We start from the raw sequence: 17,454 nt of genomic DNA, 5'->3' as shown, positions 1-17,454 counted from the left end.
AGACACCTATGACAACGGTCGACCTGCCCCTGTCGGGTCCCCGCGGCAGCCAGGCCAACGGCACCAGCACCACCCACGCCGGCCAGTGCACGCTGTGCGAGGCGCATTGCGGCATCCGGGTCACGGTCACTGACGGCAAGGTCAGTCGCATCGAAGGCAATCCCGACGACGTCTTCTCGCACGGTTACATCTGCCCCAAGTCGACCGCGATGGGTGGGCTGCACGAGGACCCCGACCGCCTGCGGACACCGATGCGGCGCGTCGGCGATGCCTTTGAACCCGTGGGCTGGGAAGAAGCCTTCACCGATATCGGCCGCCGGCTGCGCCGGATTCGCAAGGAGCACGGCAAGCAGGCCGTGGGCATGTACCTCGGTAACCCTGCCGCGCACAGTTCCGCGGCGATCTACGGCCTGCTGCTGCGCGCGGCGCTGATGACGCCGAACTTCTTCTCCGCGTCGAGCATCGATCAGATGCCGCACGAGTTCGCGGCCTGGAAGGTGTTCGGCTCCAACGTGCTGATCCCGATCACCGATATCGACCGGACCCAGCGCCTGGTGATCCTGGGCGCCAATCCGGCCGTGTCCAACGGATCGCTGTCGGTGATGCCCGGGGCCAAGCGGCGCATCAAAGCGGTCCGTGAGCGCGGCGGCACGGTCGTCGTGATCGACCCGCGGCGCACTGAGACGGCAAAGCTGGCCGACACCCACATCGCGGTGCGTCCCGGGGGCGACCTGTATCTACTGCTGGGCATGCTGCATGTCCTGATCAACGAGAACCTCTGCGACACCGCGGCCCTTGCCCGCCAAGCGGTGGGATTGCCGCAGTTGCGCCGGCTGGTGGCCAACGCCAGCCCCGAGGCCGTGGCCGAGCGCGCCGGTGTCGACGCCGAGACCATCTACACGCTGGCCCGTGACCATGCCGCCGCGGAGTCGGCCGCCCTCTACTGCCGCATCGGTATCTGCCACCAGGAGACCGGGACGCTGGTGAGCTGGCTGGTCATGGTGATCAACGCCGTCACCGGCAACCTCGACCGCGCCGGCGGCACCATGTTCTCCACGCCGGCGGCCGATGTGCCCCGGGTGGCGAAGTACATTCCGGCGGGATACGGAGCGTGGACCGACCGCTCAGGGCACTACAAGTCCTTCCGGGGCGAGCTTCCCGCGGTGGTCATGGCCGATGAGATTCTGACCGCCGGCGAGGGCCAGATCAAAGCGATGATCACCTGCGCCGGCAACCCGGTGTCCTCGATCCCACAGAAGGGCCGCCTGGACCAGGCGATGGCGTCGCTGGACCTGTATGTGGCCATAGACATGTACATCACCGAAACCAGCAGGCACGCCGACTACATCTTGCCGCCGGCCTCCCCGCTGGAGCGCGAGGACGTCGGACTGCTGCTGCCGGTTTTCAGCGTGCACAACAACATTCGGTACCAACACCGCACCTTCGAGCCACCGGCCGGGGTCAAAGACGACTGGGAGATCCTGAGCCGACTCATGCTGGAGCTGCTGCCGGCGCCGCTGCGCGCGGTTGTCGCACCGGTGCGCGCTCGGGCGATCTCCGCCGTCAGTCCGCTGCGCCTAGCGGCCATCTCCATGGCGACGGGACCCTACGGCTGGATCCGCAAGGGCCGCAAGGGCATCACCCTGCGCAAGCTGCGCGCCAGTGCAGGCGGACTGGACCTCGGGCCGCTGCGCCCCCGGCTGCGTGAAGTGATCGGCACCCGCGACCGCAAGGCCCACCTGGCGCCCGAGGAGTTCATCGCCGCGGCAGCCGCACTGCTCAAGGGGCCCGCCAGCCCGCCGACTGGCTATGACCTTCAGCTCATCGGGCGACGGCAGCTGCGCAGCAACAACTCCTGGCTGCACAATGTGCCGTCGATGACCAGCGGCTCCAACCAGTGCACGCTGCACATGCATTCGGAGGACGCGAAGCTGCGCGGACTGACCGAGGGCGACACGGTCGAGGTCACTTCCGACATCGGCAAGATCGCCGTTCCGCTGCACATCAGCGACGACATGCGACCCGGAACCGTCTCGGTCCCCCATGGCTGGGGGCACCGCAACACCGGCTGGCGGCACGCGGACGCGCTGCCCGGTGCCAACGTCAACGACCTGCACGATCCGCAGCGGGTGGACACCTTCACCGGGACCGCCGCGGTGAACAACACCTGGGTTTCGGTGGCGGCTACTTCGGCCGTGGCCGGTTAACTGCCCTTACGACGACGGTCCACCAAATACACTGGGGCCGTGGGCCCAAACGCAGCAAAACGTGAAGCCATCGACCACACCGAGCACTTCGGCGAGGTTGTCCGCATGGGCGAGTGGGCCGGCGGGATCGCCGACGAGCCCGCCCGCATCCCCTCGATCCGGATCGGCCGTCGGTGGATCAGCACGCTATGGCTGGTGCCACTGGCCATAGCAGCGCTGGTGGTCGCGGTGGCCATCGCTCAGCACCTGCGCCAGTTCGACTGGATGCAACATTTCATCGCGCGCTACCCGGGCACGCCGGCCACCGATGCCGCAGAGCCAACCGGCTTTCCGGCCTGGCTGCGCTGGTCACACCTGTTCAACATCGTGTTCATGATGTTCATCATTCGGGCGGGGTTGCAGATCCTGGCCGACCATCCGCGGCTGTACCTCAACTCCGGCAGTACTCCGGGAACGGCGTGGCTGCGGCTGCGCGGCCCGGTGCCACCGGAGCGGCTCAACCCGTCCGAGCCCGCTCAAGCATGGACCGCCAAGGACGATTCGGTATCGCTACCGCGGTGGCTGGGCCTTCCCGGAACCCGACACACCATCGGACTGGCACGCTGGTGGCACTTCACCTTTGACGGGCTATGGCTGCTCAATGGCATCGCCTTCTACGTGCTGCTGTTCGCGACCGGCCAATGGCGCCGCATCGTCCCGCAGTCGTGGGATGTGCTCCCCAACGCCGCGTCCACCATGGTCCAATACCTGTCGCTGGATTTCCCGGCCAACGACGGCTTCGTCGCCTACAACAGCCTGCAACTGATTGCCTATTTCCTCACCGTCTTCGTGTTCGCACCAATGGCATTCGTCACTGGCCTGCTTCAGGCCCCGGCGATAGCGGCGCGCTTCGGGCTAGGCAGCGGGCCGGCCAACCGGCAGGTGGCACGTTCGATCCACTTCGGGGTGCTGGCGTGGATGGTGTTCTTCATCGCCGTGCACACCGCGATGGTGTTCACCACCGGACTGGTCGAAAACCTCAACCACATCGTCTTCGGCACCGACACCGACTCGTACTGGGCGCTGGCGGCCTACCTGGTGGCCATGGCGGTGATCGTGGTGCTGTGGCTGCTGGCCTCGCCGGTCACGTTGCGCTATCCGCGGGTGATTCAGAAGGTGGGCCGATCCTCTGTCGGTTGGATCAAGGGACTCATGGAGTGGTTCAACCCCGACGCCGAGTATTCCGAGAAGGACATCTCCCCCTACTTCTGGCCCAATGGGACGCTGCCGAACTCCGAGCACTACCGGACCCTTCAATCGGGGAACTGGGTGGACTACCGCCTGCGGGTCAGTGGTCTAGTCGAAAAGCCCACGGAGTTCACCTACGCGGATCTGCTGGACATGGACAAACACGAACAGATCACCCAGCACTACTGCATCCAGGGATGGTCAGGCATCGCCAAGTGGGGAGGCGTCCGGATGGCCGACATCCTGCGCGTCGTGACGCCGTTGCCGTCGGCGCGGTGGGTGGTGTTCACCTCGATGGCTGACGGTTCCGAGCCCGGCGGTGGCCGCTACTACGACTGTCACAAGATCGAACACATGCGACACCCGAAGGCGCTGCTGGCCTATGAGATGAACGGCGAGCCGCTCACCGAAACCCACGGCGCGCCTTTGCGGCTGCGCAACGAGGTCGAATTGGGCTTCAAACAGGTCAAGTGGATCGAGTCGATCGAATTCGTGGAGAGCTTCGCCCATATCGGCAAGGGCCAGGGCGGCTACAACGAGGACCACGAGTACTTCGGCTACCGCATGCCGATCTGACGAGCGCCGCTGCGGCGATCAGCTTCCGATCGGGACGAATCCGCTGCCCGGGCCGTTGCCGGCGTTGACGTCGTCGAGGATCGCGGCGAACTTGGTCAGGTACGTCATTGTTCCCGGGGCCCGGTACTTCGTGCCTGGGCTCACTCCGAATCCGTAGACCATGCCGACCAGCAGCCCGTCCATGGTGACCGGGGCCCCCGGATCACCGGGGTCGAAGTGCTCCCGCATGGTCGTTCGCGGCCAGCTTGCGGAGATGATGCGGTTGCAAATTCCGGGGGTGGTCGGTCCCCATTTGCACACCAGCGCATCGTATTGCGGGTCGGGGCCGATCCCGTTGATCACGACGCCGAGGTAGTCCGATACCGGGATGAGATCGGGCTCGTCGAACTTGATCACCGCGTAGCGCAGGTCGGGATTGACGGCGACCACGGTCCCGATGATGTCGTCGGAACCCGCCGCGGCCACCGGGGCCCCCGGTCCGCCGCACTGGGCTGCGGTGAAGCCGACGATGTCACCGGCCCGGTCGTGTCCGATGGTGGTCAGGGTGCAGTAGTTGGTGCCGTCGACCACGATGACGGCCCCGCCGCCCAGGATCGCCATGGCGGCCGCGGGTGGTGCGGCGGGCAGGGCGATGCTGAAAAGCAGTGCGAGGGCTGTCGTGAGCCGCCACGAAAGCTGCAGCAAGGGGATTCTCCATTCGATTGAGCACCGAACCGACCGCGGTCAGCCCCGAACTACCGCTCAGGCGAGTGGATCCGGGCCAACTGCGCCGTCAGCCCCCGGTGTCCCGGGCGTTCCGTCGGCACCGCCGTTGCCACCCTTGCCGCCCGGTTCCTGGAAGCTCCATCCACCGTTGCCGCCATTGCCGCCGGAACCGTTGCCATTAGGGCCGACCTGGCCGCCATCTCCACCATTGCCTCCGGTACCGCCCGGGGCTCCCAGCGAGTTGGAGCCGCCGTTGCCGCCATTGCCGCCCACACCGCCGATACCGCCGTCGGCGCTCCCGCCTGTCCCGCCGATACCTCCGGTTCCGCCGAAATCACTGGCCCCGGTCTTAGTTCCGATACCGCCGTTACCGCCGTTGCCGCCGTCACCGCCCTGACCTGCGGTACCGGCACCACCGCCACCGCCTCCACCACCGCCGGCGCGGAACACTCCGGCGGCGCTGCTCCCCTCGCCGCCCTGGCCGCCCGCGCCTCCGGCACCGCCGTCACTGGACCCGCCGTTACCGCCGACGCCACCCTTGCCACCCTGCCCTGTGGTACCCAGCCCGGAGCTGCCGCCGATGCCGCCGGCGCCGCCGTGGCTGGCGGTCCCGCCGTCAGTGCCACCGCCACCGTTACCGCCCTGGCCGCCAGTCCCGCCGCTGCGGCCACCGCCCAAAGCACTGCTCATGCCACCGGCGCCACCGTTACCCCCAGACCCGGCGACACTGTCGACGCCGCTGGCGTCACCGCCAGACCCGCCCTTTCCACCCGCACCACCGTCGCGGCCGTTGCTCAGGACGCTGCCGATGCCACCGCTACCACCGTCACCACCATTACCGGCGGTGCTCCCGAGACCCGTTGCCGAGCCACCGTTGCCACCGACGCCACCAGCGCCGCCATCACGCCCGCTACCCAGGGCACTGCCAACGCCGCCGCCACCGCCAGTGCCCCCGTTACCGGCGGCGCTGTTGTCACCGATCGCTGCGCCGCCATCGCCACCGTTGCCACCGACACCACCGTCGCGACCGCCCGTCATGGCACTACCGGCACCGCCCAGGCCACCGTCACCACCGTTGCCGGCGGTGCTGTTGTCACCGAACGCTGCGCCGCCATTACCCCCATTGCCACCGACACCGCCGTCAACATTTCCCAGGCCAACAGCGAAGAGACCACCCCGGCCGCCGATGCCGCCATCACCAGCGGTGCTGCCGGCCCCGGTAGCGATACCACCGTCACCGCCATTGCCACCGTTTCCGGCGTAACTACTTGTCCAATAGCTTGATTGGTTGCCGCCACCACCGGCGCCGCCGTTACCTGCGGTGCTGGCGACTCCATCAGTGCTCCCGCCGGTACCACCGTTTCCGCCATTGCCGCCGATACCACCGATAGCCAACACACCCGGGGCGCGACCGCTGGTGCCTCCGTCGCCCCCGGCACCACCGGTCCCGCCGAAGCCGACCGAATTGCCGCCATCACCACCGTTGCCGCCATCACCGTTGGTGCTGAACAACATTCCGCCACGACCGCCGGCGCCGCCGTTGCCGCCGTGTCCGGCGTAGAGGCCGTCCAGGCCGGTCCCGCCGTTACCGCCGAAACCACCGTTGCCGATCCAGTTCGCGGCCCCACCGAGGCCGCCGTCGGCACCGTCGCCGCCGTAACCCCCGGCACCACCATTGCCCAGCCAGCCCGCATCACCACCATTGCCGCCCGCGACACCGTCTTGGGTGCTGTTCCAACCATCGCCGCCGTCACCGAAGATCCAGCCGCCGTTACCGCCGTCGGCGTTGGATTCGGTGCCGTCGACGCCGTTGCAGACCAGGCCGCACGCACCACCGAAGGCGAACAGCGGGTTGATCAGGCCATTGATCTGCGAACCGAACGGGCTCTCGATCCAGTCCTGCATCGCGGCGTGCAGCGGCAGGTAGATGTCGCTTTGGAACCAGTCGGCGAAATCGGTGCCCATGGCCGCACCGGGCAGGTCAGCGCCATCGAACAGGGCAGCCAGATCGACCGAGTTGCCCGCGGCCACCCCATCCCACGACCCGGTGTCGAACACCGTGGCCCACGCGGTCGGGTCCAACAGATCGGCGAGAAAATCGTCAAAGTCAGCTTGGGCGGTCGGCGCCATCCCGAAGGCGGCCAACGCCCCCAAAGATGCTCCCGCGGCAGCCGCCCGGCGCGCGGAATGGGAGCCGTTTCCCTTAAGCCAACCTGAGATATTCACCTGACCTGCCTACCACGGACATGAGTGAACCGCCATTCGAGAGCGGGGGCTGACCGTCACGCCACGCCCCTATCCGGCCGAGTTCTGTGCCCGCGCCAGCGGACTCCAGCCGGAACTGATCAGCCTGGTCAAGTTGTCGGCCCATGCTGCGTCCAGCGGTGCGTCGTGGCGCACGATGATGCGGAAGATCGCAGCTCCCACCACGACCTCGGCCAGCAACGGGAGCTCGAGGTCGTCGCCGGGCAACTCGGACTCCGGCTCGATTCGGGTCCGGAAGGTGGCCAGGCTGCCGGCGAATCGCGCGGTCATGCGGGCGTGCACGTCCGGATCGGCGACGGTGTCGGCGATCAGCGCCGGTAGCGCGACCCGAACCTCCGGGCGGTCGAACATGATGCGCGTCGCTTCCACCAGCGCCCGGATGTCTTCTCCTGGGTCACCTGACGCACTGGGCATGGCCATCACCTCGGCCGGCAGTATCGCCTCGTGCACCAGCTGCGCCTTGCCTGACCATCGTCGGTAGATGGCAGCGGTCGTGGTCCCCGCACGGGCCGCAATGGCCGACAGGGACAACGCCGGATACCCCGTCTCCAGCAACAGTTCTCGGGCGGCTTCGATGATGGCGGCGTCGATCTTGCCGTCGCGGGGCCGTCCCGCAGGAGATCGGGCCGGTCCCTTGTCATCGCCGTCGCGATCTGTTCTCATAATTACAATATAACTCGCATCGTATTGTTATTGGGAGAGTCTGTTGCACCTCAGTCCGCTCGACGAATACCCGATCCACCAGGCGCCCGTGCCGATCAGCGCGCCCGTCACGTCAGACCGCAACTTTTACGACCGCTCGTACTTCAACGTGCTCGACCGAGACGGCGGTTTCATGGCCTTGACCGGGATCGGCTATTACCCCCGGCTGGGTGTGAAGGATGCCTACTTCCTGGTCCGGCGTGGAAATGCCCAGACCGCCGTGCGCTTCAGCAACGCCATCGACGACGACCGTCTCAACCAGAACGTCGGTGGCTACCGACTCGACGTCATCCAACCGCTGCAGGAGCTGCATCTCACCGTCGCCAAAACCGAAGGCGTCTCAGCCGACCTGCGGTGGCGCGGTCTGTTCCCGGCGGCCTTGGAACATCCGCACCAGATGCAGTCAGAAAGACGCGTCACGTTGCAGGCCTGTCGATTCGCACAGCTCGGCAGCTGGGAAGGCTGGATCGACGTCGACGGTGACCGGATGGTTGTAGACCACACCTCCTCGGTGGGCAGCCGCGACAGGTCGTGGGGCATCAGGCCCATCGGCGAACCCGAACCGGCAGGCAGACCCGACACCGCGTTCAACGGAATGTGGTGGCTCTATCTCCCGCTTGCGTTCGACGACTACCAGATCTTCCTGATCATCCAAGAAGATCCAGACGGACACCGCAGCCTCTATGACTGCACCCGGCGCTGGCCGGACGGCAGGATCGAACAACTCGACGGAGTCCGTGCCACGATCCACTACACACCGGGCACCCGGATCCCGCATGGTGCGCACATCGAGATGATGACGCGGTCCGGCGGCCGGCTTCAGCTCGATGTCGAATCGAAGCTGTTCGCGCCCATCGCCTTCGGCTCCGGCTACGGCGGCGACTCCTCCTGGGCACACGGAACCTGGAAGGGCGGCCCCTCCACTGAACGCGTCACCTACGATCTCACCGATCCCGAGACCCTGGCACGAGCCCCGTTCAGTCTGATCGACCATGTCGGCCGCGCCGTATGCACCGACGAGAACGGAAACACACAGTATGGCGCGGGACTGTTCGAGCATGCCGTCATCGGACCCCATCACCCGTCCGGGTTCTCCGACTGGACCGACGTGCTGACCGGGTCCCCGTCATGAAGGTGATGACGGCTCTGTTCAGCCCGACGGATGCGGTGCAGCGGGCCGCCCTGCTGCGCGAGGCCGGCGCATCCGGCGTCTTCACCTTCGAGGGACCGCGAGAGGTCTTCTCCCCCCTGGTCCTGGCGTCCACGGTCAAGGGCCTGGATCTGATGACCAATGTGGCGATCGCGTTGCCTCGCAACCCTATCCAGCTCGCGCACCAGGCCAACGACCTGCAGGAGATCTCCGAGGGGCGTTTCATCCTCGGCCTCGGAACCCAGATCCGCGCGCAGATCGAGAAGCGGTACGGCGTCGAGTTCGACCGGCCGGTGGCGCGGATCAAGGAGATGGTCGGCGCACTGCGGGCAATCTTCGCCACCTGGAACGAGGGTGAGCGCCTCGACTTCCGCGGCGAGTTCTACCGCCACACGCTGATGACGCCGACCCTGAGTCCCGGGCCCAATCCGTACGGTCCCCCACCGATCTACCTCGGGGCGCTGGGCCCACGGATGACCCGTGCGGCCGCCGAGGTCGCCGACGGCCTGCTGGTGATGCCTTTCGGATCGAAGCGGTTCCTGCACGAGAAGACGATGCCGGCCGTACGTGAAGGCCTCGCCGCTGCCGGACGCACAGCCGAGGATCTCGCCGTGGTACCTGAGGTCATCGTGTCCGTCGGTGAGGACCACACGTCCACCCGAATGCTGCTGGCGTTCTACGGTTCCACGCCCGCATACCGGCCCGTGCTGGACGCCCATGGTTGGGGAGATCTGCAGCCCCAACTGAACGCCATGTCCAAACAGGGGCGCTGGCAGGAGATGTCCACCCTGATCGACGACGAGATACTGCACACCATCGCCGCCTGCGGCACTCCGGCAGAGATCGCCGCACACATCCGGGACCGGGTCGAAGGGGTGTCCGACCGGATCTGTCTCTACCAACCCGGACCTATCGCTGCCGAGCCGTTGGCCGAGATCATCGACGCGTTGGTCTGACGGATGCACACCACCACCATCGAGTTCGACGAGATATCCGATGACCGGTACGGCGGAAAGGCGCTGGGGCTCGCGGAATTGATCCGCCTCGGCTTCTCCGTGCCAACGGGTTTCGTCATCGCGCAGGTCCGCGGGTCGACCCTTCCGGATGCCGTGGCGGACCGCTTCGCCCGCATGCAGGCCGCGGGCGCCTCCCCGGTGGCCGTCCGATCCTCGGCGACCGGGGAGGACGGCGCCGACCAATCGTTCGCGGGGCAGTACGACACCGTGCTCGGTGTCGACACCGCAGAAGACTTCGCCGCTGCGGTCCATCGGTGCGCCGCCTCGGTGGGGTCTGACCGCGCCACGTCCTACGCCGGCCAGGACGGCGACGCGGGCGCGATCACCATGCATGTGGTGGTCCAGCAGATGGTCGATGCGCGCGCAGCCGGCGTCGTTTTCACCGCAGACCCGACCACGGGACGCCGCGACCTGCTGATGATCGACGCCATCGCCGGGCTGGGAGAAGCACTCGTAGACGGGTCCGGTGTGTCCGACCATCTCGTGTTGGCCTCCGATGGCAGCCAAGCCGTGCGCGATGTCGGCGCGGTCCCGGTCCTGTCCGATGCGGAGGTCGCTGAGATCCGCGCCGGCGCGCTGCGGGCTGCCCGGCACTGGGGCAAGCCGATGGATCTGGAATGGGCCATCGACCAAGCCGGACAACTGCGTTGGCTGCAGGCCAGACCGATCACCACCCTGCCGGGCGATCTCAACGAGATGGACACCCCGGTGGCCGGACCCTCGCACGTCTACACCCGCTGCAATATCGGCGAGATGATGCCGGGCGCCTTCTGCCCGCTCACCGCATCGGTGTCGGGCCACGCCATCGACTACGCGATGCAGATGATCCAGGTGGTGGCGCGCGCACAAGAAAGCTACGACACGCAATGGCTGCAGGTCGGCTACTTCTACGGTCACATGTTCCTCAACATGACCGAGGGGACCGCCCTGAGTTCGGGCATCCTCGGGAACTCACTCGAGCAGTTCTCCATGTCGATCTGCGGGCGGGTGGTCGACGAACTCGTCGCCGCCCCACCGAAACCCTTTGTCACCAGGCTGATCAACACCGTTCGGCTCACTTCGCACGCATTGTCGGCCGGGCCGGCCATCCGCCGGCTCGGCCAGCAGATCGAGGCGTTCCCCGTTCCGACCAGCCGCGACGCCGCAGTCATTCTGCGCCAGTTGGAAATCGGTGTGGAGCTGTACTGCCACGTCACGCTGGTCCATGTCCGCTCCTCATCACGAGCCGCCGTCGGCGCGAATGTCTTGGAGAGCTATCTGGTCCGCGGCGCGGTCAAGGCCGGCCGCGACGAGAGCGAGGGGCAGGCCGAGGCCGCGCGGTTGATGGCGGGCGCCAGCGACGTCGAGAGCGCCATGATGGTCAACGAGCTGCACACCGTGGTGCGGACGATCGCCGCCGACGACGCGTGCACCGAGCAGTTCCTCGCCGCGGCCCCATCAGATGCGCTGACTCGCTTGCGTGACGGTGACAGTCCCGGCGGTGTGGCGTTGCGCCAGTTCCTGATCCGGCACGGGCACCGCGGTTACCGCGAACTGTGCATGCGGGACCCGGCATGGGCCGAGGACGCCGAGGGGCTCGGCTCGATGATGCAGGTGATGTTGCAGGCAGCCAGGGACTCGACCATCGAGAGTCCGCCGCGCAACCGCGTCGACGTGCCGGGAACGCAGACGCTCAGGCTGCTGGCACGCCTGGCCCGAGGTGGCGCGCGTGGTCGTGAGGAGACAAAGTCGAAGATGGCATTGATGGCACACCGCCTCAAGCTCGGATACTGCCATCTGGGTGAGGTCCTCACCGATTCCGGACGCCTCCCCGACGCCGACCTGGTCTTCTTCTTCGATCGCGCGGAGCTGCCCCGGGTGGTCGGTGATGCTGACATCTCAAATCTGGTCCAGTGCGCTGTACAGCGGCGAAATGCGCTGGACTTCCAACAGTCCTTGGAGTTCGAGGACGTGTCGGTCGGGCGGCCCACACCGATCATCGCGCGGGCCGCGACTATCGCCGAAGGCCAGATCCAAGGACGTCCTGCCAGCCGGGGAAGCGTGGAAGGAACTGTGCGCGTGGCGAAGTCGATACAGGAAGCGCGCGACGTGCAGCGCGGAGAGATCCTCGTCGCTCCTGTCACCGATGTCGGCTGGACGCCGTACTTCACGGTGATCGCGGCGCTGGTCACCGACATCGGCAGCTCGGTGTCGCACGGCGCGGTCGTGGCTCGCGAATACGGTCTGCCCTGCGTGGTCAATACCCTGGTGGCCACCCAGGTACTCCGCACCGGAGACCGTGTCCGGGTGGACGGCGATCGAGGGGTGATCACGCTGCTTTGAGCCAGCTGGCGCGGAAAGCCTCTCGGGGGCGGCTTTCTTATTGCAGACCACGCGTCTACATTTCCGGCATGGCAGCAGAGCAACCGATCCGTGTCGTGATCTGGGGTCCCGGCGACATGGGCGGACGGGCCCTGCAGGCCACCTTGGACTCTCCCGACTACGACGTAGTGGGCGTGAAGGTATTCAGCCCGCACAAGAACGGAGTAGACATCGGCGTACTCGCCGGCCGCGACCCGGTGGGTGTCCTCGCCACGACGTCGAAGGAGGCGATCCTCGCGCTGGACGCCGACCTCGTGATCCACACTCCCACCACCCCTGCACTCCTGCAGGGTGCGGACGAGGACGTAGTCGAACTGCTGGCGTCAGGCAAGAACGTCGTCTCGGCCGCGGCCTTCCACAATCCCGCCCAGCCGACCTGGCTCTCAGAGTCGCACTCGCCCATGTCAGTGCTCCGCTCACTGGCCCGCGTCAAGGTCACTGGCAACGTCTTCGGCACAGCCGAGAAGCGAGCACTCAAAGGATTGGCCGCCACTATGAGGGCCGTCGACTCCCCCATTGGCTTCGCGCTGCGGCCCGGAGCTGAACTACTCGCCCGTGGGGTCCTCGGCCGCGCGATCCACCAACGCGCCGACGGCGTCCGGCTGCAGAAGGCCTGCCTGAACGGTGGCGTCTCCCTGCACGGAACGGGCCTGCACCCCGGTCTGATGGTCGAGCAGGTGCTGCTGCGGATTGCGCTATTGATGGACGAGGTCGAGCAGGTGCGATTCCTCGAAGTCGGAGACCTCTCCGCGGCTCCCGACGGCATGTGGGGCGGCCTCGCCAGCCTGGGCTTCGGAGAGCCGCTCAGCGCGGTCGACAATGACCACGCGATCGCCTGGATGCAGCATTTCTATTTCGACGCGGTGCTCGGCAACGTTGCTTGGGAGCTGTGGGGTGTGCCCCCGGAGCAGGTGCGCGTCGAACGGCACGTCTACCCCGTCCCCGCGCGGGTGGAGGTGACTGCCGGCGGCACGGTGATCCGGCCCGGCACGGTAGGCGCGATCCACATGACCTACCGCGGCTACATCGGTGACCGGCTCTTCATGACCAACGAGGAGTGCTGGCACGTGGGCGGCGGCAACGCGCACCTGGGGCCCGATCATCCGAACAGCCTCGCCGGCGGCCACCTCATCACCCTTGAGGGCAAGCCCGGCAGGGTCGAGATGCGCAGCGAGCCCGACGACGAAGCGTTCAACGCCGATTGGTCTGCCGTCACCGACATTTCGGTCAACGCCATGCTGGCCGCGGCGCCCGCACTGATCGCGGCCTCGCCCGGCGTCGTCATCCCCGACCTTGCACCTCGCTACCGACTAGAGCCGGCATCGAGTGACACCACGCGCCTGGCTTCCGTGACGGCCACCATCGCCGTCGCCGTGGTGGGAGACGGCGCTGTCGCCCAGCACCTGGCCCACCGGATCAGCGAGCGAGCGGACTTCGTCGAACTCGTCGCTGCCGACACCGCTTCGGCGGATCTGGTCGTGTTCGCCACCGACGGGCTACCGGACGCCCAAGCAGTGCTGGAGGCACTCGCGGCCGGCACGGACGTCATCACCGTCTCCCCGGTGCCCGATGCCGCGGCCGTGCTCACCGCCTGCGGCGTGGGCGGCTCCACCTTCCACGCCACGGGAGGACACGCAGCCACCCTGCCGGGCTATGTGATGCGGGCCCTGTCCGGGATCAGTCGCGGCACGCAGTCGGTGACGCTCACTCAGGAGGTCACCGAGCATCCGGCCGACGAGCCTTCGCTGGAGCTTGCTCGGGCTCTCCTGGGCGAGGCCGTCTTTCGGACTGAAGGCCCCGACGCGCGCGCTGTGCTTGACACAGCCAGCCCGGACACTGACGCTCCCCTACGGTGGCGCCTGCGAACCGAATCCGGCGACGCCCGCGGCAACACGCGGTTCACGTTCCACGCCGGGGACACGCCCGACGCCGTGCACCCTGCTGTGCACCTCACGTGCTGGGGCATCCTGGCTGCCATCGCCCCGGTGCGTGCCAGCGCGCCGGGGATCCTCCACCATGATCTGGGGATCGATCACGTCCGAGCGGATCACCGACTTCCGTCCTGACGGCGAGGGTTCCGGGGACTGCATCGCCATGGGCGCCGGGTTCGCGTGGTTCTGGCTCGCTTTCTGGCTGACTCAACCGTCGAGATAATCACGCCCGAACCTGCGTTCATCCTGCGCGTCCAAGATCACCACAGCCGCGTCATCAACGCAGCCGCCGGTGACTCTTGCGCGAACTAACCCTCGCCGCCTCACGCCAAGCCGCGTTACTCGCAGAGCGACAAACCTTTAGCGAGCAGTGGGCCGATATTCACCTTCAGCCCCGGGTACGAAGCATCCTCGGCCCAGATCTCGTCGATGTCTTCGAACTGGCCTGTCGACTTCGCGGTGCCGTTCACGGCGTACATCTTCCGATTTGCGGCGAGCGTCACCGACTGATGCCCTCCCCCGACACCCTGGCGCGCACACATCAGGGTTGCTTCGGAAACCGTGAGCGGCCATGGACCATCAGTCCAGGTCTCCTCAGACACATAGCCCCGCGGGCGGTTGTCGGGATTAGGAGCAGCAGCAGTGATGGCGGTAGGAGAAGCAGTGGTAGCGGCAGCAGCGACTGCGATGACCACGGCGAACTGCAGCAACGACTTGGACGGCATGGAACCCCTTCCGCTCTATCAGTGCCATGCCATCTAATCGCACGGACGATGGCCGGTGTGCGAATCCAACTACTAACCGCGGATACCCAGAGAAGCAGCGTGGAGCGACCGTCAAACCGGAACCAGTGCCCATCGCTGTCCTCCGACACTTGTCGCCGCAGCCAAGTAACCTCCTTGGCATGGCCTCTGTGACTTCGGCCGGCGGTCTTCGGAACCCGCTGTAGCCCCACCCCCGCGGCGATCTGCGGACTCGGTGGGGCTATCCCGTTCCGAGGAATCCGCATGCCCGCACCGACGCTCTCAGTCCTTTCCGCGTCCGCGTTGCCCGCCGCGAGATCGGCGTCGCCGCTGTCCACCACTGCGGTGGCCGCGAGTGCGACTTGCCCGTCCGCGGCGCCGGGGGTCGCACCCGCTGCTATTGGCAGTTCACCTTCACCGGCGCGAACGTCTGCAACTGCTGGATGTGCCACTGGCACCACCGCCCGGAGGATCGCCGGTCTGCAATGCGCGCCCGCCCCCGCGACGAGGCTCGCGCGTGGAACGGCGGAGACCGGGAAGGGTGACGGTGATCGTCACTCGACGTTCGTGAATTTCGGCGACGCTAACCGAATCCAGAGATGAGTGGCATGAGGGGATGCCGCCACACCGATTGGGCCTCAAACTGCGGCAGTAGACAAAATAGAGTTTACTTGTCTACCGTATTCAGCTGTGTCAGGTATGCCGAAGGTCGAGCTGGATGCGCTGCCATTTGACGAAGGCCGCGCTATGCGGATCAACGCAGCCCGCGCCGTTGTCCCCGGAGATGTGGTGGATGCGTTCGTCCGTGGGATGTTTTGGACCGATCCGCTTGTCGACGCCGCAGTCGAGGATTTCGCGAACCTGGAACCAGGGGTGGGTTGGCGCCTGCTCGACGAGGCTTTGGCGTCGTCGTCGCCCCGCGCCGCTGGAGCTCCCGTATCGCTAGAGGCGCTGCTGGAGCCGGTGATGTCCCCGCCCGATTGGTTTGACGCCGAACAAGTGCGGTGGGGCGCAGCAGTGTGGTGGCGGTTCGGCGTTTCGGTTCTCATCGGCATGCCAGCGGCTCAGCGGCTGAGCTATCAGTGGGGCGATCTGAATAAGCCCCAGGCGATGAACGGCCGTTCGGAGAAAATGGCGGCACGCCGGTATGAAGAGACCGCGCGATGGGTGTTGTCAGCCACCAATCCCGGGACGTTGTCACCTGGGGCGCAGGGGTTCGTTGACACCATCAAGATCCGATTTGTGCATGCGATGGTGCGCCGCAAACTACGCAACGATGCGAGGTGGGATACACCGGCATGGGGTGAGCCAATCCATGGCACGGGAATGGCGTTGACGGCCAACGCTTTCCTGCTGGCGCCGTTTGCGGTGTCACGAACCCTGGGAGCCAGCTTCACGGACGCCGAGATGGAGGCCATGAGAGCTACGTGGCGCTGGATCGCATTTCTGATGGGTGTACCTGACCAGCTGTTGCCGACCGACCTGACACGGGCTCAACAGATGCTCGATGCGGGAACCATGATCTTTGCGCCCCCTGATGCAGACAGCCCTAAGCTCGACGGAGCATTGATGCGGGCTGGCGTCCGCATTGAACGGATGTTCCCGAGGACCTTACGGCCGATAATTGCTCCGGTTGGTCGCCCCTTGGCGTCGCAGGCACTGTGGGGTACCTCGAACGTCATCATGGGGCAAGTATGGGAGCACCTCGACGAGCCCGAGCGTGTACACCATCCCCTGTTGACGGTGCTCCGCCCGGTAATCTCCCTCAGTGAGTATCAACGGCGCCGAGGACGGCGAGGCTCTGATCTCGCGATCGCCGACCATCAGCGCAAGTACTTAAGTAAACCGTTGACACTGATGAAGGCCGCACCCCGCTCAGTAGAGCCGCACCAGGCCGTCGCACCGGTCGCGTAGCCATGGCTCCGAGCAAGCCTGAAAGCGCGGCCCTGGACATGCAGGCGGTCGATACTCCCTGGGGCAGTGTCGATTTAGGGGATCTGTCGGCAACTGACACCAGAATGCAAGACCAGATCCTCGATGCCGCCCTTCGCTGCTTCTCCACCCACGGCGTAAGGAGGACCAGCATGGCCGTCGTCGCCAGGGAGGCCCGAATCTCCCGAGCATGGCTATATCGAAACTTCGATTGCCGCGACGCCATAGTGCGCGCTTTGCTTGTGAGGGAAGGCCGCCGCCTCGCCGAATCACTGGTTGCGGCTGACAGGCCCGAGCGCAGCACCGAAGAAACTGTCACCGAAACCTTCATATACATCATCGGCTACGGCCGCCAGCACCACTTGTTCAGCGAAGTGGCCGAACAGGATCCCGGCCCGCTAGCGCGGGCGAGTATCGAGGCCCTGGCGAGCTACCTCATCGGCCGTCGCGAGATTGCAGAACAGGACGCGCGCATCGCTGCCGAAACAATTGTTCGATTGATCATTTCGATCCTCGCAGCACCCGATCTGGCAACCGATTTTGACAACAAGGAAGAGCTTCGTTCGTACGCTTACCGGACAATTCCCCCGTTGGTCTGCCGCTGTTCCTAGACTTGAGATCGCTGGCCCTCAACGGATC

12 protein-coding genes are annotated in these 17,454 nt (G+C 66.4%); 8 read left to right on the top strand and 4 right to left on the bottom strand.

The window, feature by feature from the left end; translation table 11 throughout:
• Nucleotides 1-8: 8 nt before the first annotated feature.
• Entirely contained in the window at nucleotides 9-2,207 is a 2,199-nt protein-coding gene (locus tag G6N09_RS17450; protein WP_083022870.1) for a molybdopterin-dependent oxidoreductase, read from the top strand.
• Nucleotides 2,208-2,312: 105 nt separating this feature from the next.
• A complete protein-coding gene (locus tag G6N09_RS17445; RefSeq protein ID WP_083022869.1) occupies nucleotides 2,313-4,010 on the top strand; it encodes a molybdopterin-dependent oxidoreductase in 1,698 nt (565 codons plus the stop codon).
• Nucleotides 4,011-4,028: 18 nt separating this feature from the next.
• Here the strand turns inward: G6N09_RS17445 and G6N09_RS17440 are convergent, their stop codons facing one another.
• The 3 genes from G6N09_RS17440 to G6N09_RS17430 all read right to left on the bottom strand — a co-directional run bounded on the left by G6N09_RS17440 (nucleotide 4,029) and on the right by G6N09_RS17430 (nucleotide 7,643).
• Nucleotides 4,029-4,694, bottom strand: coding sequence for a chymotrypsin family serine protease (locus G6N09_RS17440; RefSeq protein ID WP_165756564.1), 666 nt, complete (start codon nucleotides 4,692-4,694; stop codon nucleotides 4,029-4,031).
• Between the two features lie 57 nt (nucleotides 4,695-4,751).
• Nucleotides 4,752-6,941: a PGRS repeat-containing protein gene (locus G6N09_RS20380; protein ID WP_163752849.1), complete on the bottom strand. Its 2,190-nt coding sequence runs from the start codon at nucleotides 6,939-6,941 to the stop codon at nucleotides 4,752-4,754.
• Nucleotides 6,942-7,010: 69 nt separating this feature from the next.
• Nucleotides 7,011-7,643: a TetR-like C-terminal domain-containing protein gene (locus G6N09_RS17430; RefSeq protein ID WP_083022868.1), complete on the bottom strand. Its 633-nt coding sequence runs from the start codon at nucleotides 7,641-7,643 to the stop codon at nucleotides 7,011-7,013.
• 43 nt (nucleotides 7,644-7,686) lie between these two features.
• On the opposite strand from G6N09_RS17430, the gene G6N09_RS17425 reads away from it, so the two are divergent.
• From G6N09_RS17425 to G6N09_RS17410, 4 genes are all read left to right on the top strand, one after another.
• Nucleotides 7,687-8,814 (top strand): Rv3169 family protein, encoded by a 1,128-nt coding sequence (locus tag G6N09_RS17425; RefSeq protein ID WP_083022867.1) that lies wholly within the window; start codon nucleotides 7,687-7,689, stop codon nucleotides 8,812-8,814.
• Nucleotides 8,811-9,788: a TIGR03617 family F420-dependent LLM class oxidoreductase gene (locus G6N09_RS17420; protein WP_083022866.1), complete on the top strand. Its 978-nt coding sequence runs from the start codon at nucleotides 8,811-8,813 to the stop codon at nucleotides 9,786-9,788. Before G6N09_RS17425 ends, G6N09_RS17420 begins: the two co-directional genes overlap by 4 nt.
• A gap of 3 nt (nucleotides 9,789-9,791) precedes the next feature.
• Nucleotides 9,792-12,170 (top strand): PEP/pyruvate-binding domain-containing protein, encoded by a 2,379-nt coding sequence (locus tag G6N09_RS17415; RefSeq protein ID WP_083022865.1) that lies wholly within the window; start codon nucleotides 9,792-9,794, stop codon nucleotides 12,168-12,170.
• A gap of 68 nt (nucleotides 12,171-12,238) precedes the next feature.
• Nucleotides 12,239-14,275: a hypothetical protein gene (locus G6N09_RS17410; protein WP_083022864.1), complete on the top strand. Its 2,037-nt coding sequence runs from the start codon at nucleotides 12,239-12,241 to the stop codon at nucleotides 14,273-14,275.
• A gap of 203 nt (nucleotides 14,276-14,478) precedes the next feature.
• On the opposite strand, the gene G6N09_RS17405 is transcribed toward G6N09_RS17410, so the two are convergent.
• A complete protein-coding gene (locus G6N09_RS17405; RefSeq protein ID WP_083022863.1) occupies nucleotides 14,479-14,865 on the bottom strand; it encodes a DUF2511 domain-containing protein in 387 nt (128 codons plus the stop codon).
• 717 nt (nucleotides 14,866-15,582) lie between these two features.
• Between G6N09_RS17405 and G6N09_RS17400 the strand changes: the two genes are divergently transcribed.
• Both G6N09_RS17400 and G6N09_RS17395 read left to right on the top strand, forming a co-directional pair.
• Nucleotides 15,583-16,797, top strand: coding sequence for an oxygenase MpaB family protein (locus tag G6N09_RS17400; RefSeq protein ID WP_083022862.1), 1,215 nt, complete (start codon nucleotides 15,583-15,585; stop codon nucleotides 16,795-16,797).
• A 2-nt stretch (nucleotides 16,798-16,799) separates the two neighbouring features.
• Nucleotides 16,800-17,426, top strand: coding sequence for a TetR/AcrR family transcriptional regulator (locus tag G6N09_RS17395; protein WP_083022861.1), 627 nt, complete (start codon nucleotides 16,800-16,802; stop codon nucleotides 17,424-17,426).
• Nucleotides 17,427-17,454 lie beyond the last annotated feature (28 nt).

Source organism: Mycolicibacter minnesotensis, from assembly GCF_010731755.1.
Classification (GTDB): Bacteria; Actinomycetota; Actinomycetes; order Mycobacteriales; family Mycobacteriaceae; genus Mycobacterium; species Mycobacterium minnesotense.
The sequence above is the reverse complement of the archived record's forward strand: the minus strand, read 5'-3'. Positions and strand labels throughout refer to the sequence as shown.

Excerpts from the sequence above, each read along its gene's own strand:
- G6N09_RS17450 (WP_083022870.1), top strand. The coding sequence starts at position 9 with ATGACAACGGTCGACCTGCCCCTGTCGGGTCCCCGCGGCAGCCAGGCC.
- G6N09_RS17445 (WP_083022869.1), top strand. The coding sequence starts at position 2,313 with ATGGGCGAGTGGGCCGGCGGGATCGCCGACGAGCCCGCCCGCATCCCC.
- G6N09_RS17430 (WP_083022868.1), bottom strand. The coding sequence starts at position 7,643 with ATGAGAACAGATCGCGACGGCGATGACAAGGGACCGGCCCGATCTCCT.
- G6N09_RS17420 (WP_083022866.1), top strand. The coding sequence starts at position 8,811 with ATGAAGGTGATGACGGCTCTGTTCAGCCCGACGGATGCGGTGCAGCGG.
- G6N09_RS17415 (WP_083022865.1), top strand. The coding sequence starts at position 9,792 with ATGCACACCACCACCATCGAGTTCGACGAGATATCCGATGACCGGTAC.
- G6N09_RS17410 (WP_083022864.1), top strand. The coding sequence starts at position 12,239 with ATGGCAGCAGAGCAACCGATCCGTGTCGTGATCTGGGGTCCCGGCGAC.
- G6N09_RS17405 (WP_083022863.1), bottom strand. The coding sequence starts at position 14,865 with ATGCCGTCCAAGTCGTTGCTGCAGTTCGCCGTGGTCATCGCAGTCGCT.
- G6N09_RS17400 (WP_083022862.1), top strand. The coding sequence starts at position 15,583 with ATGCCGAAGGTCGAGCTGGATGCGCTGCCATTTGACGAAGGCCGCGCT.
- G6N09_RS17395 (WP_083022861.1), top strand. The coding sequence starts at position 16,800 with ATGGCTCCGAGCAAGCCTGAAAGCGCGGCCCTGGACATGCAGGCGGTC.